The sequence below is a fragment of the Micromonospora sp. NPDC007220 genome (genome assembly GCF_040634035.1).
In the GTDB taxonomy this organism is placed as follows: domain Bacteria; phylum Actinomycetota; class Actinomycetes; order Mycobacteriales; family Micromonosporaceae; genus Micromonospora; species Micromonospora reichwaldensis.
The window spans coordinates 20,192-41,358 of sequence record NZ_JBEYEU010000008.1 but is presented as its reverse complement, the minus strand read 5'-3'; the positions used below and the strand labels follow the sequence as shown (position 1 = coordinate 41,358).

Below are 21,167 nucleotides of genomic sequence, written 5' to 3'. Positions count from 1 at the left end.
GCCGGTTCAGCTGCCCGGGGTGTCGCCCGGGCGGGTCTGCTCGGCCAGGAACCGCTCCAGTTCGGCGCCCAGCTCGTCGGCGGTGGGCAGTGGCCCGGCCTCGGCGGCCAGCAGGTTCCTCTCGCCCCGGCCGCGCGCGAACGCGTCGTACTGCTCCTCGAGGGCCTGCACCAGCTGGGCGGCGTCGTCGGTCTGGGCGACCTGCCGGTCGATCTCCACCCGGACCACCTCGGCCGCCGAACGCAGCCCGTCGCGGGGCAGCAGCAGCCCGGTGCTGCGGGACACGGAGGCGAGCAGCACCTCGGCGGCGGCCGGGTACTCCGTCTGCGCCACGTAGTGCGGCACGTGGGCGGCGAAACCGAGGGCGTCACGGCCCAGCTCGCCGAGGCGGTACTCCAGCAGGTGCCCGACGCTGCCCGGCACCTGCACCCGCTGCAACCACGGCTCGTAGCCGGCGATCAGCTCGCGGCGGGTGGCGTGTGCGGTCACCCCGGCGGGCCGGGTGTGCGGCACGGCCATCGGGATCGAGTTGAGCCCGACGGTGAGCCGGACGTCCAGCCGCGCGGAGATGCCGGCCACCGCGGCCACGAAGCGCTCCCACTGCAGGTCCGGCTCCGGGCCGGTGAGCAGCAGGAAGGGGGTCTCGTCGTCGTCGCGGAGCAGGTGCAGCTCCAGCGCCGGGGCGTCGTACGACTCCCAGTGGTCCTCGACGAAGGTCATCACCGGGCGGCGCGAGCGGTAGTCGAAGAGCTGGTCGACGTCGAACCGCGCGATCGGGCGGGCGTCCAGGGAGGTGAGCAGCTGCTCCCTGGCCAGTCGGGTGGCGCTGCCGGCGTCGACGAAGCCGGTGAGGGTCTGGATCAGGACCGGCTGACCGAGGTCGGGCAGATCGTCGGTGAGCTCGTAGAGCTCGTGTGGGTCGAGCACCGGTGCGGACCTCCCTGGTCGTGCGTACGGGTCGCCGCGCGAGGGCACCCGGTTCGGGGAACGTACCCGCCATCCTCGTGCATTCCTCGCCGCGCCCCGCCGCGGGTCGTCACCTGTCCGGTAATCGGGCGTATGCCCGCAAGCCCACCGGCGGACGAGGAACGTTGACCGTCAGGACGACCAGGCTATCGGCCGAACGGGCGAGTTTGGGGATCATGGGCCGGACGGTGGGGGTTTGTCCGTGTTCCGGGCGCGCAGGGGCGGGCCGGGGCGACCCGGAGGTCTGACCGGTCCGCGAGGTCCGTCCCCCGGGCTGCCCGGGGCGGCAGGGGCGTCCACCCGGCCCAGCCCATATCGTGAGGAAAGCCACGAGATCACCCGGGGTGATCGGCGGGTGGGCCTGCCTAGCCTCGGCTGATGCGTGACGACCGCACCTTCGACGACCAGATCGCCCCCGGTGACCCGGTTGGCCGTTCGAACGATACCCCCTCGTACGTTCGGTCAACCGCCCTCCGCGCTGCCGGGGCGTACGCCCACCTGCTGACACGCGGGCCCGCCCGGGCCCGGATCGCCCTCGCCACCGGCGTGCTGTGCTGCCTCGGCCTGACCGCCGTCGCCCAGGGCGCGGGGGACGACTCCGCCGACCCGGCCCCCGCCGCCGCCCCCTCCGCGCTCGCCGAGCGCGCCGAGCCGGACCCGGCCTCCCGCAAGGTGGAACGCGTCGCCACCTCCGCCAGCCCGACCCCGACCCGCGCCGCCGACCCGGACACCACCACCCCGGCACCGGAGAAGACCACCCGCAAGCCGATCGACCCCGCCCCGGTCGTCGGGCTCGACGACGCCCAGATGGAGAACGCCGAGGAGATCGTGCGGACCGGGCGCGAGATGGGGATGCCCCGGCGCGCGCTGGTGATCGCGGTCGCCACCGCGATGCAGGAGAGCAACCTCTACAACGTCGCCAGCGGGGTGCTCCCCGAGTCCCGCGAGTACCCGCACCAGGGCATCGGGTGGGACCACGACTCGGTCGGGCTGTTCCAGCAGCGCTCCAGCAGCGGCTGGGGCGAGGTCGGTGAGCTGATGGACCCGGAGTTCGCCACCCGACAGTTCCTCTCGGCGCTGGCGCGGGTGCCGGGCTGGCAGCAGATGCGGCTCACCGACGCCGCCCAGGCGGTGCAGATCTCCGCCTACCCGGAGCACTACGCCAAGCACGAGTGGCGCGCCTCCAAGGTCGTCGCGGCGTGCCTGGAGGCCGGGCAGTAGGCTTCTACCAACCACAGTGGACGGTTGCGGTTCGCGCATCCGGGGTACATGTGTTGTCGCTCCGAGGTACACATGGAACAGGCACCACCGACTGGAGGACGACATGTCACTGATGCAGCGGATCAGCACCTTCCTGCGTTCGCCCAAGGGTCAGCAGATGGTCGACCGTGGCCGTCGCGAGCTGGCCAAGCCCGGCACCCAGCAGAAGCTCCGGGGTCTCGCGGCCAAGCTCCAGAACCGCCGCTGACCCGTCACCGCCGACCTCTCCGACCCCCGGGAGACCCTGTGACCGATCCCGCGCCCGCCGACGACCAGCGCGTCGCCGGAGGACCTCAGCCGCCGGCCGTGGTTCCGGCACCGACGCAGGAGGCCACCGAGGCGCCGCCGCTGAAGCTCTGGGACCGGATGCGGGAGGACCCGCAGTACGCCCCCGAGCACCTCGCCCTGGAGGCCGTACGCCGGCTGGGGCCGGAGGCGGCGCAGTGGGCCGCGCGGGCCCGGGCCGAGCAGCCCGGCGTCTCCGCCGAGGCCCTGGCGGAGCAGGCGGTACGCAAGTTCGTCAACCACGCCCGGCTCTCCGGGGCGGTGTCGGGCGCCGCCGGGCTGCCCGGCGCCGTGATCGACGTGGGGATCCTGGCCTGGACGCAGGCCCGGATGGTGCTGCACGTCGCCGCCGCGTACGGGGTCGACCCGCTGCACGGCGACCGGGCGACCGACCTGCTGGTGCTGCAGAAGGTGCACAAGGTCGCCGAGAGCGCCCGGCTCGCGCTCGGGGTGGCCGCCGGCCGGGAGCGCGCCGGGGCCCTCTTCGGCAGCGGGGGGCAGAACCCGCTCGGCAAGGTCATGCTGCGCCTCGGCGTGCGACTGGCCCAGATGGCCGGGGTGCGCGCGGCGAAGCGGGTCTTCGCCAAGGTGGTGCCCGGCGCGGCGATCGTGCTCGGCACCTGGGCCAACTCGTCGGCCACCAAGGATCTCGCCGTGCGCTCCCACGCCCTCTACCGCCAGCACGGCGGACCGACCGTCCCCGAGCCCCGCCGGCCCTGAGCCGGTCGTCACCCGCCATCCCGCCGCCCGTCCGCCCGCCCGCCCCTGCGGGTGTGCGGTCGGCCGGCAGGGTCAGGAGCCGAGGCCCGAGGCGCGCCACGCCACGTCGGCCAGGCGGTCCTGCCCGGCGGCGTTGGGATGGAACCAGTCCAGCGGGTTGACCAGCTCCAGGTCGAACCGCACGCGGTGCACCGCCCCGCCGTCGTGCCGGCAGCGCGAGCCGTACGCCTTGCAGGCGGCGGCGAGCTGGGCGTTGTAGTCGGCGATGCGCTCCCGCACGGCCGCCCGGCGGGCCCGGTCGAGCGGGTCCGTCGAGGTGGGGTTGGCCAGCAGCGCCGGGCAGACGCCCCGCTTCCAGGCCCGCACCGCCCGCGCGTCGGTGTGCCCGACCTCCCAGAGCCGGTGCAGGTTGGGCACGCTCACCACCAGCACCCTGGCCTTCGGTCGCCCCTGCCGCAGCACCCGCAGGCCGCGGTCCACCTCGGCGCGGAACTGCTTCACCGGGGTCATCGCCTCGATGCCGCCCCGGCACACGTCGTTGGCGCCGATCAGCACGGTGACGTGGTCGACGCGGTCGCGTACCGCCCGCTGGGCCTGCCCCTCCAGCGACGCCGCGCGGGCCCCGGGGCTGGCGTGGTTGTGGGCCTTGCCCCGGATCGCCGGGTTCCGGTCGAGCAGCCGCCGGTAGAGGCTGTCGACGCGCAGCCCGTCGCCGGTGGACCAGGAGTTGCGCTCGCACGAGACGAGCACCAGGCAGGAGCCGAAGCCGGTGCTGATCGAGTCGCCGAGGGCCGCGATGCCGCCGGGCGAGCCGGGCGACGGCGTCTCCCGTGGCGGGCGGGAGCCGGGCTCCCCGCCGCCCTCGCAGGCGAGCGCGACCAGCGCCAACAGGCAGGCGGCCACGGTGACCCAGCGTCGAGGCATACCATCCCCAGTCCCGCAGCGGAGAGCGACAGCGCGGTAACTCTAAGCGTGGCCCCGGTGGGGCAGCCCGCCGCTGTCGACAATGCGGCAGAGGGCTGTTCCCGCGCGGCTTCGCATGCTAGCGGATCGATACGTCAGGCGGGGCCAGCGTGGCGGCAGGGGCCAGCGCGCGAGGCGGAGGCCGGTGGGCCGGGCGGGGGTCAGCGCGCCAGGCGGGGGTCGGCGCGCCAGGGCGCGGGCTGGCCGTGCAGCCACCAGTGCAGGGTCCGGGTGATCCGGGGCAGCACCAGGTAGGTCATCAGCGGGGTCAGCGTGAGGGTCATCATCAGCACCCGGGCGGCCAGCGGCACGTCCGGGAGGAAACGGCTGGTGAGCAGCGTCGCGGTCAGGCTGAGCGGGAAGAACGCCAGCCAGATCGTCACCGCCTGCTTCCAGCGCGGCGGGGAGGGCGGCGGGACCGTCGGCTCGGCGCTGACCGGCACGGTCTGCGCCACGTGCTCCGGCGGCGGGTCGAACCAGCCCTCGACGCCGGTACGCCGCTCGACCCGCGTGTGCTCGACGATGCCCTGCGCCGAGGAGAGCCACCAGTGCCGCTGCGGGGACTCCTCCCAGCGGCGCAGCGTGTCGTGGTCGGCGAAGCGGTAGATGATGTGCCACTCCCCGGAGCCGGGCGCGCTGCGTACCCAGCCGGACCCGAGGAACCCCGGGAACGCCTCGGCCAGCGCCGTGCCGGCCCGCATCCAGGCCACCATCTCGCTGGTCCGGGCGGGGTCGGTGCGCCGGGCGACGGCGACGGTCACCGGCAGCGCGTGGGTCATCGTCATACCGGCCATCCTCTCCGCTCGGAGCCGGTTCGACAGGCTCACGGGCCACCGGTATGACGCACCCCACCAGCGGGGTGACGCGGCCCACCGCGATGGCCGGCGCGGCAGGACCGGCGGGGCCGACGCGGCCCACCGGCGGGGTGGCGGCCGGCCAACCCGCGCGGGGGACGAGGGGGAGCCCGGGGCCCACCGCCGGGGCGGGTTAAGCGGGTCGATCGGGGGTAGGTCGGTGAGATGACGAGATCGCAGCCCCGGCGCGCCCGTGGCACGGTCGGCCACGCCTACAGCGCGCTCAACATGCGGCTCGTGCTCGCCGGGTTCGGTCTGGTGACCATGACCGTCTTCGCGGTGCTGGCGTTCAACGCCGACCTGGTGTGGCTCGGGGTCCTCTGCGTGGTCTTCGCGGTGGTCGCCGTGGTCGACCTGATCATCATCCAGCGGCGCCGCGCCGCCCGCCGCCGGGAGGAACCGGGAGCCCGCCACTCACTCTTCGAGTGACAGGAGTACGAGATGCCCATCGCGACCACCAATCCCGCCACGGGACAGACGCTCAAGACGTACGAACCGATGTCGCCGGAGCAGATCGACGCCGCGATCGAGCGGGCCGACCTGGCGTACCGCCAGCTGCGCGGCACCACCGTCGACCAGCGCGGGCGCTGGCTGAACGCGGCGGCCGACCTGCTGGAGGCCGAGCGCGACGAGATCGCCCGGCTGATGACCACCGAGATGGGCAAGACGTACGCCTCGGCCCAGGCGGAGGTCACCAAGTGCGCCGCCGCCTGCCGCTTCTACGCGGCGAAGGCGGCCGAGTTCCTCGCCGACGAGCCCGCCGACGCCGGAGCGGTCAAGGCCACCCGCGCCTTCGTCCGCTACCAGCCGATCGGGCCGGTGCTCGCGGTGATGCCCTGGAACTTCCCGCTGTGGCAGGTGCTGCGCTTCGCCGCGCCGGCTCTGATGGCCGGCAACACCGGCCTGCTCAAGCACGCCTCCAACGTGCCGCAGACCGCGCTGCTGCTGGAGGACCTGTTCCGCCGCGCCGGCTTCCCGGAGGGGGCGTTCACCACCCTGCTGGTCGGCTCGGCCGAGGTCGACCGGGTGCTCAGCGACCCGCGGGTACGCGCGGCGACGCTGACGGGCAGCGAGGGCGCCGGCCGGTCGATCGCCCAGATCGCCGGCCGGGAGCTGAAGAAGACCGTGCTGGAGCTCGGCGGCAGCGACCCGTTCGTGGTGATGCCGTCGGCGGACCTGGACCGGGCCGCCGAGGTCGCCACCACCGCCCGCTGCCAGAACAACGGCCAGTCCTGCATCGCGGCCAAGCGGTTCATCGTGCACGCCGACGTCTTCGACGCCTTCGCCGAGAAGTTCGCCGCGAACATGGCGGCCCTGCGGGTCGGCGATCCGATGGACCCCGGCACCGACGTCGGCCCGCTGGCCAGCGAGGGCGGGCGCGACGAGATCCACGCCCAGGTGCGGGACGCGGTCGACAAGGGCGCCACCGTGCTCTGCGGCGGCGAGCTGCCCGCCGGCCCCGGTTGGTTCTACCCGCCGACCGTGGTCACCGACCTGAGGCCGGAGATGCGGATGTGGTCCGAGGAGGTCTTCGGGCCCGTCGCGGGCCTCTACCGGGTGTCGTCGTACGACGAGGCGATCGAGGTGGCCAACGGCACCTCCTTTGGCCTGGGGTCCAACGCCTGGACCCGGGACCCGCAGGAGCAGGAGCGCTTCGCCGTCGACCTTGACGCCGGGAACGTCTTCGTCAACGGGATGACCACGTCCTACCCGGAACTGCCCTTCGGCGGGGTGAAGAACTCCGGCTACGGCCGCGAGCTCTCCGCGCTCGGCATGCGGGAGTTCTGCAACACCAAGACCGTCTGGGTGGGCGAGGGGGCCGCCTCGGCCGGCGCCGGGGCGCACGCGGAGTAGCCCCGCCCGGCTCCGTCGGCGTAGCCGGACGCCGTCGTGGGTACGGAGTGACGCCATGACGGTGTTCGGCTTCCACGCGTCCCACGAGCAGATCCATCCCCGCGCCCTGCTGGAGGCGGTGATCCACGCCGAGCGGGCCGGCTTCGACGCCGCCATGTCCTCGGACCACTTCGCGCCCTGGAGCGAGCGGCAGGGCCAGTCCGGCTTCGCCTGGTCCTGGCTCGGCGCCGCGCTCCAGGCGACCAACCTGCCGTTCGGAGTGGTCAACGCCCCCGGGCAGCGCTACCACCCGGCCATCATCGCCCAGGCGATCGGCACCCTTGGGGCGATGTACCCGGGCCGGTTCTGGGCCGCCCTCGGCACCGGCGAGGCGAGCAACGAGCACATCACCGGCGACGACTGGCCGCGCAAGGACGTCCGCACCGCCCGGCTGCGCGAGTGCGTGGACGTGATCCGCGCGCTGCTGGCCGGCGAGGAGGTCAGCCACGACGGCCTGGTCCGGGTGGACCGGGCGAAGCTGTGGACCCGGCCGGAGCAGCCGCCGGCGCTGATCGGGGCGGCGGTCAGCGTGGCCACCGCCCGCTGGTGCGCCGAGTGGGCGGACGGTCTGATCACCGTGAACGCCCCGACCGCGCACCTGCGGCAGATGATCGACGCGTACCGGGACGCCGGCGGGCGCGGCCCGCTGCACCTCCAGGTGCACGTGAGCTGGGCGCCGGAGCAGGCCGAGGCCGAGCGGCTCGCGTACGACCAGTGGCGCAGCAACGTCTTCGCCCCGCCGGTCTGCTGGGACCTGGAGACCCCGGAGCACTTCGACGTGGTCTCGCAGGACGTGCCGATGGAGAAGGTCCACGACGTCGTGAACGTATCCGCCGACCTCGGCCGGCACGTCGGCTGGCTGGAGGAGTACCTGGAGCTGGGCTTCGACCAGATCGCCCTGCACCACGTCGGGCAGGAGCAGCGGGCCTTCATCGACGCGTTCGGCGCCGAGGTGCTGCCGAAGCTGCGCAGCGCCGGCTGAGCGGTCCCGTCCCGGGCCTGCGCGGTGCCGGCCCAGGGTGAGCGGACCGGCGTCAGGGCAGGCGGCGGACGAGGACCTGCCCGGGCCACGGGTCGCGGCCCGGGCGCTCGACCGTGAACGGGTCGGTGGCGATGAAGCCCTGCCGCTCGTACCACCGGACCAGCGCGCCGTCGTCGCCCGCGTAGCAGTCCACCCGCAGCAGGCCTAGCCCGCGCTCCCGGGCCAGCTCCGCGGCGTGCGCCAGCAGCCGGCCGCCGATGCCCGACCCGGCGTGTGCGCGGTCGGTGACCAGCAGGTTCACGTACAGCTCGGGTTCGGTGGCGGGTGGCACGTACTCGGTCGCCGTCCCGACCACCAGTGCGCCGACCGGTCGGTCGTCGAGCGTCGCCAGCCACAGCCCGCCGCCGCTCGTCCAGGCCTCGGCCTGTGCGATCCGCCGCGGGTCGGTCGAGGCCGCTTCGGTGCCCCACTGGCCGGTGCGGCCCCGCGCCGCCAGCCAGCCAATGGCGTCGTCGAACAGTCGCAGCACGGCGGGCGCGTCGGCGGGGCCGCCGGGACGCAGACTCGGGCTCCGCGGATCGCTCATGACGGACATGCTGCTACACCCGTCCCCGCCCCTGCCGCCCCTACTGCCTCGCGCTGGGGACGGGGGTTGGGGTGGGTCAGGGGGTGAGGGTGGTCAGGCGCTCCGTGTTCAGGCAGGAGGTCAGGCAGCGTTCCTTGGCGTCGCTGGTCATCCTGGCGGTCCAGTCCGTGAAGCCGCCGTCGCCGAGTTCGACCTCGTCGGCGCCGTTGCCAGCGGTGATCCGCAGCGCCGCGTCGACGTAGTAGCCCCGGCCGCGTCGGCGCTCCGGTTCGTCCACCAGCGGCACGCCCGACGGGCCCAGCGTCGGCCGGACGGTGTCGGCGATCCGTTCCCCGACCACGGGGCTGTCCAGCAACGTCAGGCGCACCCGGGCCGCCGCCGACGGCGGCAGCAGGGTGGCGAGCACCGTGCGCCAGTACGCCAGGTGCAGGGTGAGCAGCCGTGCCTCGGTGCGCCCCGAGCCGGTGTCGCGGGCGCTGGAGACCAGCGTGAAGAGCCGGAAGTGCGCCGACCAGGTCGGCCCGAAGTCCTGCGCCCGCAGCACCCGGTGGCAGGCGGCCAGGTGCACGGTGCCGCCGGCCGGCTGTTCCCGGCGGCGCACCGCGGCCTCGATCGCGAGCGCGTTGGTGGGGTCGCTGAGCACCTCGGTGGCGCGGAAGGTGGTGACGATGCGGTTCTGGCTCATCGGCGTGACGACTGAGCAGGTGCCGATCGGCGCGACGGGGGAGAGGTCGACGCCGGCGAACTCCGCCGGGAGTAGTTCCCACAGGCGGGCCTCGACGGCGGCCAGCGCGCGGGGGTCGGCCGCCGCCGGCCGGGTGAAGCGGTCCGTGCGCCAGCGGCGGACCAGGTCCGCCGGGCGTACCGCCGCCGCCCGGTCCCGGGCCACCGCCAGCAGCAGCGTGCGCAGGTCCGCCGGGCTCAGGCCGGCCAGGGCGCTCCGGGTGTCGTCCGGCAGTCGCGACCAGACCCGCCGCTCCGCGTCGTCCATGCCGGCAACCCTGTCGTACGCCCCGCCTGCCGTCCACCGGATTCGGCGGCTGCCGGCCGCACGGCCCGCGTCGCGGCCGGACCCGGTGGTGGCCTCCCCCGGGGACCCGGGGGAGGCCGTTACGCGGGCGACGCGCTCGTCACCTGGGACGATCCGGGCCGGTGCGGCCGAGGCGACGGATCGCCTGGGCGCGCACCGGACCACGGGTCGGTCAGGAGAGCGCGCAGGCCGCGCCGTTGACGGTGATCAGGCCGGGCGCCGGGTTGGCGCCGCCGCCGGTCACCGCGTTGAAGCCGAAGGTGACGGTGCCGCCCGGGGCGATCCTGGCGTTGTACGACTCGTTCTTCGCGGTGACCGTGGCCCCCGCCTGGGTCGCCTTCGCCAGCCACGCCTCGCGTACCTTCTGGTCGCCGGTGAAGGCGAAGCGGGCCGCCCAGCCGTCGATCGCGCTGGTGCCGGTGTTGCGGATGGTCACCTGGGCGGTGAACCCGGTGCCGCCCTGCCAGGCGCCGTAGTTGGTGTACGTGGCGGAGCAGGTGGGCGCCGGCACCGCCTTCGAGTCGCCCTGGTCGGCCAGGAACGAGGCGATCCAGGCCAGCGCCGAGTTCCAGTTGATGGCCACCTCGTTGGTCGCGTACGAGTTGATGTCGTCGACGTAGCAGAACATCGGCTTGCAGCCGGCGAGCAGCTTGGCGGCGAACGGGTCCTGGAGGGCGGCGTTCGGGCCGCCGGCCAGCGAGCCGGCGGGCGGCTTCGGCAGGTCCGGGTCGAGCTGGTGGCCGAAGATCCGGCTGTGCTGGTTCTCCGCCGCGTGCTCGCCCCACCCGGTCACGTACGAGATGTTCAGCGCGTTGCGGCCGAGGACGTAGTCCATCGCCTGCACCGCGCCGTCGCGGTACTTCGCGTCGCGGGTCAGGTCGAAGGCGGTGGCCAGCACGACCGCGTTGTTGATGAGGTTGCCGTTGCCGCCCCAGAAGTAGCTGTCCGGGTCGCCCGGCATCGGCAGCCCGTACGCCTGCCGGCCCGCCTCGGCGAGGTGGGCGTCGGCGGCGGCGGTGACGGAGGCGCGCACGCGGGCCAGGTCGGCGGCCGGCAGTCCGTTCGGCACGGTGGCCAGGTCGAGCCGGCCCAGCGCGGCGACGCCCTGCCAGCCGAAGCCGCGCGGGTCGAACACGTTGCCGGTGTGGTGCGGCGACGCGGTCAGGTCCGCCAGGTACGGCTGCTCGCCGGTGGTCAGGAAGAGCTCGGCGGCGGCCCAGTAGAACTCGTCGGTGACGTTCGTGTCGTCGTACGCGCCGCCGCCGGTGCTGTCGGCGGGGCTGGCGTACCGCGTCGGGTTGGCCTTCGCCGCGGCGTAGGCCGTCTTTGCCGCCGTGCCGCAGCGCGTCGCGAAGGCCGCGTCGTAGGGGGCGAAGAGCCGCGCGCACTGGGCGGCGACGGCGGCCAGGTTGAGGGTGGCGGCGGTCGACGGCGGGTGCAGCTCGCGCTGCTCGGGGTCGTCGTGCGGGGCGAGCGGCAGCCCGGTCCAGTTCCGGTCGTGGATCTTGTGGTGGGCCATTCCGGCGAGCGGCTTGCCGGCCGGCACCTGCATGCGCAGCAGGAACTCCAGCTCCCAGCGGGCCTCGTCGAGCACGTCCGGTACGCCGTTGCCGCGCTCGGGCACCCGCAGCGTGCTGTCGCCGAGGGCCGCGCCGTGCCCGGCGGTGGCGGCCGTGCGGGTCCGCTCGAAGGTGTTCAGCAGCTGGTAGGTGGCGATGCCGCCGTTGACCACGTACTTGCCGTGGTCGCCGGCGTCGTACCAGCCGCCGCGCACGTCGAGGGAGTAGTCGCAGACGCCCGGCTGGCAGGGCACGGAGGTGTCGCCCTTGTTGGGCGCGACGCCGAGGTGCCCGGCCGGGCGGGCGTACTCCGCGCCGATCAGGTCGCCGTCGATGGCGATGCCGCTGCGCTGGGCGTAGAAGAACTGGAGGGAGTCGGCGCGTAGCCGGTCGTAGAGGGTGCCCGAGATGTCGAAGGGGTGGCTGGTCTCGCCGTCGACGGTCAGGGTCAGCCCCGTCCCCGGGGTCCGGTACGACGAGAAGTCGAGCGTCTGCACGTTCTGCCCGGAGGCGGCGTCGACGCCGCGCGGGGTGGTGCTGCCGCTGGCCAGGACGGTGCCGGCGGCCGACTTGAGCTGCCAGGGCAGGGCGTCGGTCGCCGACGTGACCACTGTGGCGTTCTTCGGTCCGCCGGGCAGGTAGCCGACCTGGTTGACCCGCACCCGTGGCCCGGTGTCGGGCACGTACGGCGCGGGCGGGTCGCCGCCGCGCAGCGAGACGTCGTCCAGGCAGACGGTCTGCTCGGCCGCGTTGCCGCCGACCTGGAAGATCAGTTGGGCGGCGGGGTTCGCCTCGGGCACCGTGAACGTCTTCTCGAACCGCTGGGCGGTGCCGCTGGCGGTGGCGTCGACGCTGGCGTACGTGGTGTAGGGGGCGGTGCCCAGTTGCAGGACGGCCTTGACGGCGGTGCCGGGGGTGGCGGAGACGTCGAAGCCGAGCGTGTACTCGGCCCCGGCGACCAGCGGCACGCCGTCCTGGCCGATGCCGGCGTCCCACGGGTTGGCCAGGCCGCCGGGCACGGTGGCGCAGAGCCGGCCGTCGGTGACCGCGAGCGGGCCGGTGCCATAGGAGAACCAGGGGGACACGCCGGCGCTGAAGTCGCCGTTGTCGATCTGCTCGGGGGCGTCGGGGGGCGGTTCGGCGTGGGCGGTGCCGGCGGTGGCTCCGGTCAGGGCGAGGACGGTCGCGGTCGCGAGCAGTGCGAGGCGACGTCGGGATGGCGTCACGGGTGTTCCTTCCGGACGACTGCGGGGACGGGGGATGGCGGTGGTGACCTGGGAGCGCTCCCAGGCCCTGTCGATGGTTCCAGTGCCGCCGGCACCCTGTCAATCGATCCGGCTGGATGGCGTGGACCCGCCCGACGGGCCTCCGGGACAGTGAGATTCACCGCGCGACGCGCCGAGGTCCTGATCTCCTAGAGACAACTGAGCCCTCCGCCTGGCAGGCTGCCACCCATGACCCTGAAGCTGCGCTCCGTGGGAACGAGCGACCGTGGGCTGATCCGCAGCGGAAACCAGGACGCCCTGCACGCCGGCACCTGGCTCGTCGCCGTCGCCGACGGCATGGGCGGGATGGCGGCTGGCGACCTGGCCAGCGCGATCGCCATCGACGCGGTCGCTCCGCTGGACGTGGAGACCCCGGAGCACGCGCTGGTGGCCGCACTGCAGAGCGGCATCCAGCTCGCCACCGAGCGGATCCACCAGGCGGTCGCCGAGGATCCGGAACGCCAGGGCATGGGCACCACGCTGACCGCCCTGCTCTTCGCCCGGACGGGCAGCTGCCTGGCCCTCGCCCACGTCGGCGACTCCCGCGCCTACCTGTTCCGCGAAGGCGTGCTCAAGCAGATCACCCGGGACGACACGTTCGTGCAGATGCTCGTCGACCAGGGGGTGATCACCGCCGACCAGGCCAGCAGCCACCCACGCCGGGCCGTGGTCACCCAGGCGTTGCAGGGCGAGGAGGTCTCCCCCTCGTACGCGACGATGGTGCCGTGGGCCGGGGACCGCTGGCTGCTGTGCAGCGACGGGCTGTCCAACGTCGTCCGCCCGGACACCCTCGCCGAGGTGCTCGCCGAGCACCCCGACCGCGCGGACTGCGCCCGCCGGCTGATCGACCTCGCGCTGCGCGCCGGCGGGCCGGACAACGTCACGGTGGTCGTCGCCGACGTCGTGCAGGAGTGAGCGAGCGTCGCGAGCGAACCAGCCGGTTCAGCGCTCTGGAGCCTCGTGGCGTCGCCGACCGCAGGGAGGCGACGACATGAGCCCGCTCAGCGCCGGCGCGGGGTGGCGTGCCGGGTGGGCGGGGCCGTGGTCGGGTCCTCCGGCCACGGGTGGCGCGGGTAGCGCCCGCGCAGCTCCCCGCGTACCTGCGGATAGCCGGTGCGCCAGAAGGAGGCCAGGTCGGCGGTGACCGCCACCGGCCGCCCGGCCGGCGAGAGCAGGTGCAGCAGCACCGGCACCCGGCCGTCGGCGATGCGCGGCGCGTCCCGCCAGCCGAAGGTCTCCTGGAGCTTGACCGCGAGCACCGGCGCCGCCGGGTCGGCGTAGTCGAGCCGGATCCGCGATCCGCTCGGCACCGCGATCCGCTCGGGCGCCACCTCGTCCAGCCGCGCCGCCAGCGCCCACGGCAGCAGCCGGCGCAGCGCCCCGGCCACGTCGAGGCGGGCCAGGTCGGCGCGGCGGCGGGCGCGGGCCAGCTCCGGGCCCAGCCAGGCGGGCGCGTCGGCGAGCAGCGCCTCGTCGCCCACGTCGGGCCAGTCGCCGCCGAGCGACTGCCGACAGAACGCCAGCCGCTCGCGCAGCGCCCGCGCCGCCGGGGTCCAGGTCAGCAGACTGAGGCCGGTACGACGCAGGCCGGTCAGCAGGGCCCCCGCCACCTCCGCCGGGTCGGGCCGGGCGATCGGCCGCTCGACCAGCTCGATCGCGCCCAGCCGCAGCACCTCCCGGGCCACCACGTCCTCGCCGGCCCAGCCGACCTCCCGCTCGGTGCGCAGCAGCGGCCCGCCCGCCTCCCGGGCGGTCGCCTCGTCGAGCGGGGTGGCCAGCCGCACCCGGGCGGTCGGCGCGCCGGGGGAGCGGTCCGCCACCGCGACCGCCAGCCAGTCGGCGCCGGCCAGCCCCGACCCGGGCGACAGCTCCGCCGCGGTCCCGCCGCTCATCAGGTACGCCGAGCCGCCCGGCCGCCGCACCCGGGCCAGCCGCTCCGGGTGGGCCAGCCCGACCAGCAGCCCGGCGGCCAGGTCGTCGGTCAACCGGCCCGCGTCGCCGGCCCGTGCGGGGTCGCCGGCTGACCTCGCCCGGCCGGGGCCTCCCGCCGTTGCGTCAGAAGCAAGGGGCGGGCGGCCCCGGTCAGGCCGTCGCGACTGCGCGTCGGGCAGGGCGGCGCGCAGTCGGCGTACCTCCGAACGCCAGCGGGCGGTGGCGCCCGGGTCCGCGCCCGCGCGTAGCCGGCGCCACGCGGCGGTCAGGTCGTCGCCCGGCCCGGCGGCGGTGTCCTCGGCGAGCAGCGCCACGACCTCCGCCGCCCGGTCCGCCCCCACCCGGGCGGCCCCGTCGAGCAGCGCCCGGGCCAGCCGGGGATGCGCCCCGACCGCGGCGATCGCCCGGCCCCGGTCGGTTATCCGCCCGTCGGCGTCGAGCGCGCCGAGGGTGGTGAGGGTGTCGCGGGCCACCGTCATCGACGCCGCCGGGGGCGGGTCGGGCAGGGCCAGCCCGGCGCCGTCCGGCGAACCCCAGGCGGCCAGCTCCAGGGCGAAGCCGGTCAGGTCGGCGGTCGCTATCTCCGGCTCCGGCTGCGCGGCCAGCCGCTCGTGGGTCGCCGCCGACCAGCAGCGGTAGACGTGCCCGGGCGCCTCCCGGCCCGCGCGGCCGGCCCGCTGGGTGGCCGCCGCCCGGGACACGCCGACGGTGACCAGGGCGCCCAGGCCCCGGGCCAGGTCCATCCGGGCGACCCGGGACAGCCCGGCGTCCACCACCACCCGGACGCCCGGCACGGTCAGGCTGCTCTCCGCCACCGCCGTCGCCAGCACCACCCGCCGCCGGTCGGCCGGGCGCAGCGCCGCGTCCTGGTCGGCGCCGCGCTGCCGGCCGTGCAGCGGCAGGACGGCGACCGCGTCGCGCAGGTCGGCCAGCCGGCCCGCGACGGCACCGATCTCGCCGGCACCGGGCAGGAAGACCAGCACGTCACCGTCGCACTCGCGCAGGGCCCGGCGCACCGTCGCCGCGACGTGGTCGAGCAGGCCCCGGTCGACCGGGCCGGCCCCCGGCGCGGCCACCGGCCGGGGCGGCGGCGCCCAGATCCGGGTCACCGGGTGCATGGCCGAGGACGCCCGGACGATCGGCGCGGGAGCGCCACCGCCGCCGAGCAGCGCGGCGAAGCGGTCCGCCTCGGGGGTGGCCGACATCGCCAGCAGCCAGAGGTCGGGGCGCAGCGCGGCCCGGGCCTCCACCGCGAACGCGAGCGCGAGGTCGGCGTCGAGCTGCCGCTCGTGGCACTCGTCGAGCAGCACGGCGCCGGTGCCGGCCAGCTCGGGATCGCGGTGCAGCCGCCGCACCAGCAGCCCGGTGGTGACCACCTCGACGCGGGTCCGCGGTCCGCTGCGGCGCTCGCCGCGCACGGCGTACCCGATCCGCTCGCCGAGCGGCTCGCCGAGCAGCGCGGCCATCCGGCGGGCCGCCGCGCGGGCCGCCACCCGGCGCGGCTGGGCGACCAGCACGCGACCGGGGACCTCGTCGGCCACGGCCAGCGGGGCGAGGGTCGTCTTGCCGGTGCCGGGCGGGGCGACCAGCACCCCGGCGCCGGCGCCGCGCAGCGCCGCGACCAGCTCCGGCAGCACCGGGCGTACGGGCAGGTCGAGGGGTACGTCCGAGAGCACGGCCCAGTCTCGCACCGCCCGGCGAGCGGCTCAGCCGGGGCGTACCCCGTCGACGCCGGTGACGAAGGCGCGCCAGGCCGACGCCGGGAAGGCCAGCACGGGGCCGGGCCGGTCCTTGCTGTCCCGGACGGCGATCCGGTCCCCGGCGGCGGCGACCTCCACGCAGTTGCCGTTGCCCACGCTGCGGCTGCTGGTGCGCCACTGGGCGCGGGTCAGGTCGAGCGCGCTCATCGCGGTACCCCCGTCTGTGCCGGCGCGCCGCGTCAACGGTCACGCAAAGTGACGAGAAGCTTCCGTCAGGCGGGTCAGGGACGCCTCCGGACCGAGTGCCATCCGGCACATCTCCTCGTGCACAAGGCTATACCCGCGCACCTGTCCGGCCTCCTCCAGAGCCAGCCCCATCGTGAGGTTTTCCAGGTAAACCACGGCCGCGTCGGCGGTGTCGGCGAACGTCAGCACGACGTACGGCGCGTTCATCGCCGGATGCCCGCCGGCGGAGAACGGAAGTACCTGGAGGGTCACGTTCGGTAGTTGAGAGACCTTCGCGAGGTGGGCCATCTGGTCGGCCATCACGGCGTTGCCGCCGACCGGGCGGCAGAGCACCGCCTCGTTGAGCACCACGGACAGCTCGACCGGATTGTCGCGGTGCAGCACGTTCTGCCGATGCAGCCGCGCGGCGACCTTGCGCTCGATCCCGTCCTCGCCCGCGGTGCGCCGGAAGACCTCCCGCGCGTACGCCTCGGTCTGCAACAGCCCGGGCACCGCCTCGACCTCGTACGTGCGCAGGCTCGCCGCCTCCGCCTCCAGCCCGACGTAGAACTCGAACCACTCCGGCAGGACGTCGCTGTACTTCTGCCACCAGCCGCGCTGCTGCGCCCCGCGGGCGATCTCGATGAGCGCCTCGGCGTCGGCCCCGGTCACCTCGTACAGCGCCAGCGCGGCCCGGACGTCGCGCGGCTTGATGCCGATCTGGGCGTTCTCGATGCGGGAGAGGTTGCTCTTGGACATGTCCAGTTGCCGGGCGGCGACGTCCAGGGTCATGCCCGCGCGCTCGCGCAACTGGCGGAGTTCCCGGGCGATACGGCGGCGGCGGACGGTGGGGCTCGCGGTCACCCTCCGAGTCTGTCACGGCAAGATCCGCAGGTGGGCCCAGCACGGAGTGCAACTTCCATAAACGGGAGTTGCGTTGCAGTCACGGCCGGTGCATCCTTGCCCGGTTGCGATCACTGTGGACAACCCGTGCGGGAGGACCGGTTGCTCATCGCCGACGAGTTCTTCCTGATCACCCACAACGACAGTCGGGGCAAGGCGAAGCTGCACCCGACGGCGACCGGTCTCGGCCTCGCCGCAGGGCTGCTCGGTGAACTGGTCCTGCGTGGACACGCCACCGTCTCCGCCGGGCTCGTCACGGTGCTCGACCGTCGCCCGCCGGCGGACGCGCTGGCGCACACCGTGCTGGACCAGCTGGTCGGTGAGACGCAGCAGCACCCGGTGCGTACCTGGCTGAGCTTCCTGGCGCAGACCGCCACCACCTCGGTGGGCGAGCGGCTGGTCAGAGCGGGGGTGCTGCGCCGGCAGGAGACCCGGCGGCTGCTGCGCACCACCGTCAGCTACCTGCCGATCGACCTCAACGCGGTGGCCTGGCCGGCCACCCGGCTGCGCGCCCTGCTCGACCGGCCGGAACCGCCGAGCGTGCCCGACGGGACGCTGCTGGGTCTGGTCGTCGCCGCCGGGCTGAGCCGCGAGGTGCTGTGGAGCGCCGGCCCCCGGGCACACCACCGGCTGGGCGTGCTCATCCCGGCGCTGCCCCCGCCGCTGCGGGAACTCGTGACGCACACCGAGGCCGCCGTCGGCGCCGCCGTGCTGCGCGGCGTCGGCTGACGCCCTCCACCCCTCCCTCCCCTCGAACCGGAGTCCGCGTATGTCGACACCAACGCTCGACCGACCGAGCAACGTCTCCGAGGCCCTGGCCCGCGGCCGGCTCGGTGTGCCGTCGGTGATCTTCTTCGTCCTCTCCGCCGCCGCCCCGCTGACCGTCGTGGCCGGCGTCGTCACCACCGGCTACGGGGTCGTCGGGGTGCTCGGCATCCCGCTGGCATTCCTGACGGTGGCCGCGGTGCTCGCCCTCTTCTCCATCGGATACGTGGCGATGGCCCGGCGGATGGCCAACGCCGGCGCGTTCTACGCCTACGTCGCCCGCGGGCTGGGCCGACCGGCCGGCGTCGGCGCCGCCTGGGTGGCGCTGATCGCGTACAACGCCCTTCAGGTGGGGCTCTACGGCACCATCGGCGCCGCCGCGGAACCGGTGCTGGGCCGCCTGTTCGGGGTGGCCCCGGCGTGGTGGGTGGTGGCGCTGGTCGCCTGGGCGACGGTCGGCGTGCTCGGTCTGCTCCGCATCGACCTGAACGGCCTGGTGCTGGCGGCGCTGCTGGTCGCCGAGATGGTGGTGATCGTGGTCTTCGACCTCGGGCAGCTGACCCACCCGGCTGGCGGGGACGTCAGCTTCGCCGCACTGTCACCGGAGAACCTCGTCGTGCCCGGCGCCGGCGCGGTGCTGGTGCTGGCCATCCTGGGCTTCGTGGGCTTCGAGTCCGCCGTGGTGTTCAGCGAGGAGAGCAAGGACCCGCGGCGGACGGTGCGGTTGGCCACCTATCTCTCCATCGCCATCATCGCGGGGATCTACGCGCTGTCGTCGTGGAGCATGACCGTCGCCGTCGGGCCGGACCGGATCGCCGCCGAGGCGGGCGAGCAGAGCATCGGACTCATCTTCAACCTGGCCGAGGCGCACCTCGGGGGCACCGCCGTCACCATCGGCCAGGCGCTCTTCCTGACCTCGGTGCTCGCCGCGATGATCTCCTTCCACAACACCACCGCCCGGTACACGTTCGCGCTCGGCCGGGAGCGGGTGCTGCCGGCCGTGTTCGGGCAGACCTCGCCGCGCACCGGCTCGCCCCGGGCCGCCTCCCTCGCGCAGAGCGCGCTCGGCCTCGTGGTGATCCTGCTCTACGCGCTCAACGGCTGGGACCCGGTGGTGCAGCTGTTCTACTGGGTCGGCACCGCCGGCGGCTTCGGGGTGCTGCTGCTGATCGCCACCACCTCGGTCGCGGTGATCGCCTTCTTCGCCCGCAACGGAGTCAACGAGACGCTGTGGCGGCGCGCGGTCGCCCCCGGACTAGCCGCCGTGGCCCTGGCCGTGATCGTCCTGCTTGCGGTGGTCAACTTCGCCGACCTGCTCGGGGTGGCCCCGGACTCGCCCCTGCGCTGGGCGGTCCCGGCGGTCTACCCGGTCGCCGCGCTGCTCGGCCTGCTGTGGGCGCTGGTGCTGCGCGGCAGCCGCCCCGACACGTACGCCCGGATCGGTCTGGGCGCGGAGAGCGTGGCGGTGACGGCGCCGCCGCCGGCCGGGCACCTCGGCGGGCCCGTCCCGAGCGGGACGGCGGCGCGGCGGTGAGCGAGGTACGCATCGAGCGGCTCGGGCAGCGGGAGACGTCGCTGGTGGCCGGCCGGATCGCCGAGGCGTTCATGGCCCTCGACGCGCCCCGTTGGCTGGTGCCCGACGCCGGGCGGCGGCAGTCCGTGCTGGCCGGCAACTTCGCGATCCTGGTGGACCACGCGATGCGGTACGGCCTCGTCCACGCGACCGCGGACCGGGCGGGGGTCGCGGTCTGGTTCCCCTCGGTGGGCGACCCGGCCCCGCCGCCGGAGGACTACGACGCCCGGCTGGCCGCGGCCTGCGGGGAGTGGACCGACCGGTTCGCCCACCTGGACAAGCTCTTCGAGGCCCACCACCCGCACCCCGACCACCACCACCTGGCGTTCCTCGCCGTCGCACCGGACCGGCAGGGACAGGGGCTGGGCAGCGCGCTGCTGCGGCACCACCACGCCGTCCTCGACGCCGATGGGGTGCCCGGTTACCTGGAGGCGGCCAGCGAGACCGGCCGCGACCTGTACGCGCGGCACGGCTACCAGGTCGCCGAGCCCTTCCACCTGCCCGACGGCACGCCGTTCTGGCCGATGTGGCGGGAGCCCGCCCGCGCGGCGACGGCGGCCGGGCAGCCCGCCTGAACGACGGCGCCCTGTCCCACCAGTCCGAGCGGCGACGCCCGGGTCACCCCCGCGAGAGGGTGACCCGGGCGTCGTGCCGCCGTGGCGAGGCGTCCGCCCCGGACACGACGATGGCCGGGCCCGCCGGCCCGGCCATCGCCCACCACCCCTAGTACGTGCCGTCGAGCTGTCCCCGCAGCTTGGTCAGCGCGCGGGCCAGCAGCCGGGACACGTGCATCTGCGAGACGCCGATCTGATCGGCGATCTGCGACTGCGTCAGGTTGCCGTAGAACCGCAGCGTGAGGATCTTCTGCTCCCGCTCGTCGAGCGTGGCCAGCGCCGGGCCGAGGGCGACCCGCAGCTCGGCCAGCTCGAACTCGCCGTCCACTCCGCCGAGCATGTCGCCCAGCTCGGTCGCGCGGTCGCCGTCGCCGGTCGGGGTCGAGAGCGAGACCGCGTTGTAGGCGCGGGCGCCCTCCAGGCCCTCCAGCACCTCTTCCTCGGTGAGCTTGAGGTGGGCGGCGATGTCGGCCACCGTGGGCGAACGGCCCAGGGTCTGCAACAGCGAGCTGTTGGCGTCGGAGATGGCCAGCCGCAGCTCCTGGAGCCGGCGGGGGACCCGGATGTCCCAGGTGCGGTCGCGGAAGTGCCGCTTGAGCTCCCCGATGATGGTGGGGATCGCGTAGCCGGCGAAGTCGACGCCGCGGGACGGGTCGAACTTGTCGATCGCCTTGATCAGGCCGACCGCGGCGGTCTGGGCCAGGTCGTCGGTGGGCTCGCCCCGGCCGCTGTAGCGGTGCGCGAGGTGGTTGGCGAGCGGCAGCCAGGCCTCGATCGCCTTGTCGCGCAGGGCGGCGCGGGACGGGTGGCCGGCCGGCAGCGCGGCCATCGCGTTGAGCAGGTCCGCGGCGCTGTCGGTGAGCGCACGCGGGTCGAGCTTCTGGGCGGTGCTCGGCGCTGTCGTGGCCGCCGGCTCGCTGATCGTTGTCGCGGTCATGGGTGGTCCTCCCTGCACCTCGTCCGCGGATGAAAGACGTGACGCTTAGGTTTAAGTTCAGATGTCCGTTCGGAAGTCACCTTAGCCCGATCGGTCTGACGAAATCTAGCCGAAAGTACGATGTACTTAAGTGATTTTCCGGCACGGACGGCGTG

Annotated in this window: 20 protein-coding genes; 10 read left to right on the top strand and 10 right to left on the bottom strand. The window is 74.7% G+C overall.

Annotated elements, in window-relative coordinates; translation table 11 throughout:
• Positions 1-6: 6 nt before the first annotated feature.
• Complete coding sequence (locus ABZ573_RS17225; protein WP_151455215.1) at positions 7-927, bottom strand: PAC2 family protein; 921 nt, start codon at positions 925-927, stop codon at positions 7-9.
• A 417-nt stretch (positions 928-1,344) separates the two neighbouring features.
• On the opposite strand from ABZ573_RS17225, the gene ABZ573_RS17220 reads away from it, so the two are divergent.
• The 3 genes from ABZ573_RS17220 to ABZ573_RS17210 all read left to right on the top strand — a co-directional run bounded on the left by ABZ573_RS17220 (position 1,345) and on the right by ABZ573_RS17210 (position 3,231).
• Positions 1,345-2,187: a peptidase M23 gene (locus ABZ573_RS17220; RefSeq protein WP_358118990.1), complete on the top strand. Its 843-nt coding sequence runs from the start codon at positions 1,345-1,347 to the stop codon at positions 2,185-2,187.
• A gap of 103 nt (positions 2,188-2,290) precedes the next feature.
• On the top strand, positions 2,291-2,434 hold the full coding sequence (locus ABZ573_RS17215) for a hypothetical protein (RefSeq protein ID WP_165947802.1): 144 nt from the start codon (positions 2,291-2,293) through the stop codon (positions 2,432-2,434).
• Positions 2,435-2,532: 98 nt separating this feature from the next.
• Positions 2,533-3,231, top strand: a complete 699-nt coding sequence (locus ABZ573_RS17210; RefSeq protein ID WP_225852261.1) for an EcsC family protein — start codon at positions 2,533-2,535, stop codon at positions 3,229-3,231.
• Positions 3,232-3,303: 72 nt separating this feature from the next.
• Here ABZ573_RS17210 and ABZ573_RS17205 read toward each other — a convergent pair whose 3' ends face one another.
• Together ABZ573_RS17205 and ABZ573_RS17200 are read right to left on the bottom strand one after the other, a co-directional pair.
• Positions 3,304-4,155, bottom strand: coding sequence for a GDSL-type esterase/lipase family protein (locus ABZ573_RS17205; protein ID WP_327027603.1), 852 nt, complete (start codon positions 4,153-4,155; stop codon positions 3,304-3,306).
• Between the two features lie 200 nt (positions 4,156-4,355).
• Entirely contained in the window at positions 4,356-4,979 is a 624-nt protein-coding gene (locus ABZ573_RS17200) for an antibiotic biosynthesis monooxygenase (protein WP_311412887.1), read from the bottom strand.
• A gap of 234 nt (positions 4,980-5,213) precedes the next feature.
• Here ABZ573_RS17200 and ABZ573_RS17195 point away from each other — a divergent pair, with 234 nt between their 5' ends.
• Genes ABZ573_RS17195 through ABZ573_RS17185 form a run of 3 tightly spaced genes read left to right on the top strand, consistent with a single transcriptional unit; the run spans position 5,214 to position 7,923 of the window.
• The gene (locus tag ABZ573_RS17195) at positions 5,214-5,477 is read left to right on the top strand and encodes a DUF6343 family protein (protein WP_151456710.1); all 264 of its coding nucleotides are present in this window, start codon (positions 5,214-5,216) and stop codon (positions 5,475-5,477) included.
• Between the two features lie 12 nt (positions 5,478-5,489).
• Positions 5,490-6,902: an NADP-dependent succinic semialdehyde dehydrogenase gene (locus ABZ573_RS17190; protein ID WP_327027605.1), complete on the top strand. Its 1,413-nt coding sequence runs from the start codon at positions 5,490-5,492 to the stop codon at positions 6,900-6,902.
• A gap of 55 nt (positions 6,903-6,957) precedes the next feature.
• Entirely contained in the window at positions 6,958-7,923 is a 966-nt protein-coding gene (locus ABZ573_RS17185; RefSeq protein WP_358118986.1) for a TIGR03885 family FMN-dependent LLM class oxidoreductase, read from the top strand.
• Between the two features lie 52 nt (positions 7,924-7,975).
• Here ABZ573_RS17185 and ABZ573_RS17180 read toward each other — a convergent pair whose 3' ends face one another.
• The 3 genes from ABZ573_RS17180 to ABZ573_RS17170 form a co-directional block, all read right to left on the bottom strand.
• The gene (locus ABZ573_RS17180) at positions 7,976-8,509 is read right to left on the bottom strand and encodes a GNAT family N-acetyltransferase (RefSeq protein WP_358118984.1); all 534 of its coding nucleotides are present in this window, start codon (positions 8,507-8,509) and stop codon (positions 7,976-7,978) included.
• Positions 8,510-8,585: 76 nt separating this feature from the next.
• Positions 8,586-9,500, bottom strand: a complete 915-nt coding sequence (locus ABZ573_RS17175) for a hypothetical protein (protein ID WP_358118982.1) — start codon at positions 9,498-9,500, stop codon at positions 8,586-8,588.
• A gap of 211 nt (positions 9,501-9,711) precedes the next feature.
• Positions 9,712-12,324, bottom strand: coding sequence for a glycoside hydrolase family 9 protein (locus ABZ573_RS17170; RefSeq protein WP_358118980.1), 2,613 nt, complete (start codon positions 12,322-12,324; stop codon positions 9,712-9,714).
• Between the two features lie 228 nt (positions 12,325-12,552).
• Between ABZ573_RS17170 and ABZ573_RS17165 the strand changes: the two genes are divergently transcribed.
• Positions 12,553-13,278 (top strand): protein phosphatase 2C domain-containing protein, encoded by a 726-nt coding sequence (locus tag ABZ573_RS17165; RefSeq protein WP_151456716.1) that lies wholly within the window; start codon positions 12,553-12,555, stop codon positions 13,276-13,278.
• 86 nt (positions 13,279-13,364) lie between these two features.
• On the opposite strand, the gene hrpB is transcribed toward ABZ573_RS17165, so the two are convergent.
• Genes hrpB through ABZ573_RS17150 form a run of 3 tightly spaced genes read right to left on the bottom strand, consistent with a single transcriptional unit; the run spans position 13,365 to position 17,084 of the window.
• A complete protein-coding gene (gene hrpB, locus ABZ573_RS17160; protein WP_358118978.1) occupies positions 13,365-15,971 on the bottom strand; it encodes an ATP-dependent helicase HrpB in 2,607 nt (868 codons plus the stop codon).
• 30 nt (positions 15,972-16,001) lie between these two features.
• Entirely contained in the window at positions 16,002-16,202 is a 201-nt protein-coding gene (locus ABZ573_RS17155; RefSeq protein ID WP_132235920.1) for a DUF397 domain-containing protein, read from the bottom strand.
• A 39-nt stretch (positions 16,203-16,241) separates the two neighbouring features.
• On the bottom strand, positions 16,242-17,084 hold the full coding sequence (locus ABZ573_RS17150; RefSeq protein WP_151456261.1) for a helix-turn-helix transcriptional regulator: 843 nt from the start codon (positions 17,082-17,084) through the stop codon (positions 16,242-16,244).
• A 126-nt stretch (positions 17,085-17,210) separates the two neighbouring features.
• Here ABZ573_RS17150 and ABZ573_RS17145 point away from each other — a divergent pair, with 126 nt between their 5' ends.
• Genes ABZ573_RS17145 through ABZ573_RS17135 form a run of 3 tightly spaced genes read left to right on the top strand, consistent with a single transcriptional unit; the run spans position 17,211 to position 20,036 of the window.
• Positions 17,211-17,852, top strand: a complete 642-nt coding sequence (locus tag ABZ573_RS17145; RefSeq protein ID WP_151456262.1) for a GPP34 family phosphoprotein — start codon at positions 17,211-17,213, stop codon at positions 17,850-17,852.
• Positions 17,853-17,892: 40 nt separating this feature from the next.
• The gene (locus ABZ573_RS17140; protein ID WP_327027615.1) at positions 17,893-19,422 is read left to right on the top strand and encodes an APC family permease; all 1,530 of its coding nucleotides are present in this window, start codon (positions 17,893-17,895) and stop codon (positions 19,420-19,422) included.
• A complete protein-coding gene (locus ABZ573_RS17135) occupies positions 19,419-20,036 on the top strand; it encodes a GNAT family N-acetyltransferase (RefSeq protein ID WP_358118974.1) in 618 nt (205 codons plus the stop codon). Before ABZ573_RS17140 ends, ABZ573_RS17135 begins: the two co-directional genes overlap by 4 nt.
• Before the next feature lie 148 nt (positions 20,037-20,184).
• Here ABZ573_RS17135 and ABZ573_RS17130 read toward each other — a convergent pair whose 3' ends face one another.
• Positions 20,185-21,012 carry a SigB/SigF/SigG family RNA polymerase sigma factor gene (locus ABZ573_RS17130; RefSeq protein WP_358118972.1) on the bottom strand — a complete coding sequence of 276 codons (828 nt, stop codon included), beginning with the start codon at positions 21,010-21,012 and terminating at the stop codon, positions 20,185-20,187.
• Positions 21,013-21,167 lie beyond the last annotated feature (155 nt).

What these genes read in the sequence shown, in the direction of transcription:
- ABZ573_RS17220 (WP_358118990.1), top strand. Translation starts at nt 1,345, where the DNA reads ATGCGTGACGACCGCACCTTCGACGACCAGATCGCCCCCGGTGACCCG.
- ABZ573_RS17175 (WP_358118982.1), bottom strand. Translation starts at nt 9,500, where the DNA reads ATGGACGACGCGGAGCGGCGGGTCTGGTCGCGACTGCCGGACGACACC.
- ABZ573_RS17140 (WP_327027615.1), top strand. Translation starts at nt 17,893, where the DNA reads ATGTCGACACCAACGCTCGACCGACCGAGCAACGTCTCCGAGGCCCTG.
- ABZ573_RS17130 (WP_358118972.1), bottom strand. Translation starts at nt 21,012, where the DNA reads ATGACCGCGACAACGATCAGCGAGCCGGCGGCCACGACAGCGCCGAGC.
- ABZ573_RS17155 (WP_132235920.1), bottom strand. Translation starts at nt 16,202, where the DNA reads ATGAGCGCGCTCGACCTGACCCGCGCCCAGTGGCGCACCAGCAGCCGC.
- ABZ573_RS17195 (WP_151456710.1), top strand. Translation starts at nt 5,214, where the DNA reads ATGACGAGATCGCAGCCCCGGCGCGCCCGTGGCACGGTCGGCCACGCC.
- ABZ573_RS17190 (WP_327027605.1), top strand. Translation starts at nt 5,490, where the DNA reads ATGCCCATCGCGACCACCAATCCCGCCACGGGACAGACGCTCAAGACG.
- ABZ573_RS17165 (WP_151456716.1), top strand. Translation starts at nt 12,553, where the DNA reads ATGACCCTGAAGCTGCGCTCCGTGGGAACGAGCGACCGTGGGCTGATC.
- ABZ573_RS17215 (WP_165947802.1), top strand. Translation starts at nt 2,291, where the DNA reads ATGTCACTGATGCAGCGGATCAGCACCTTCCTGCGTTCGCCCAAGGGT.
- ABZ573_RS17180 (WP_358118984.1), bottom strand. Translation starts at nt 8,509, where the DNA reads ATGAGCGATCCGCGGAGCCCGAGTCTGCGTCCCGGCGGCCCCGCCGAC.
- ABZ573_RS17200 (WP_311412887.1), bottom strand. Translation starts at nt 4,979, where the DNA reads ATGACGATGACCCACGCGCTGCCGGTGACCGTCGCCGTCGCCCGGCGC.
- ABZ573_RS17185 (WP_358118986.1), top strand. Translation starts at nt 6,958, where the DNA reads ATGACGGTGTTCGGCTTCCACGCGTCCCACGAGCAGATCCATCCCCGC.
- ABZ573_RS17205 (WP_327027603.1), bottom strand. Translation starts at nt 4,155, where the DNA reads ATGCCTCGACGCTGGGTCACCGTGGCCGCCTGCCTGTTGGCGCTGGTC.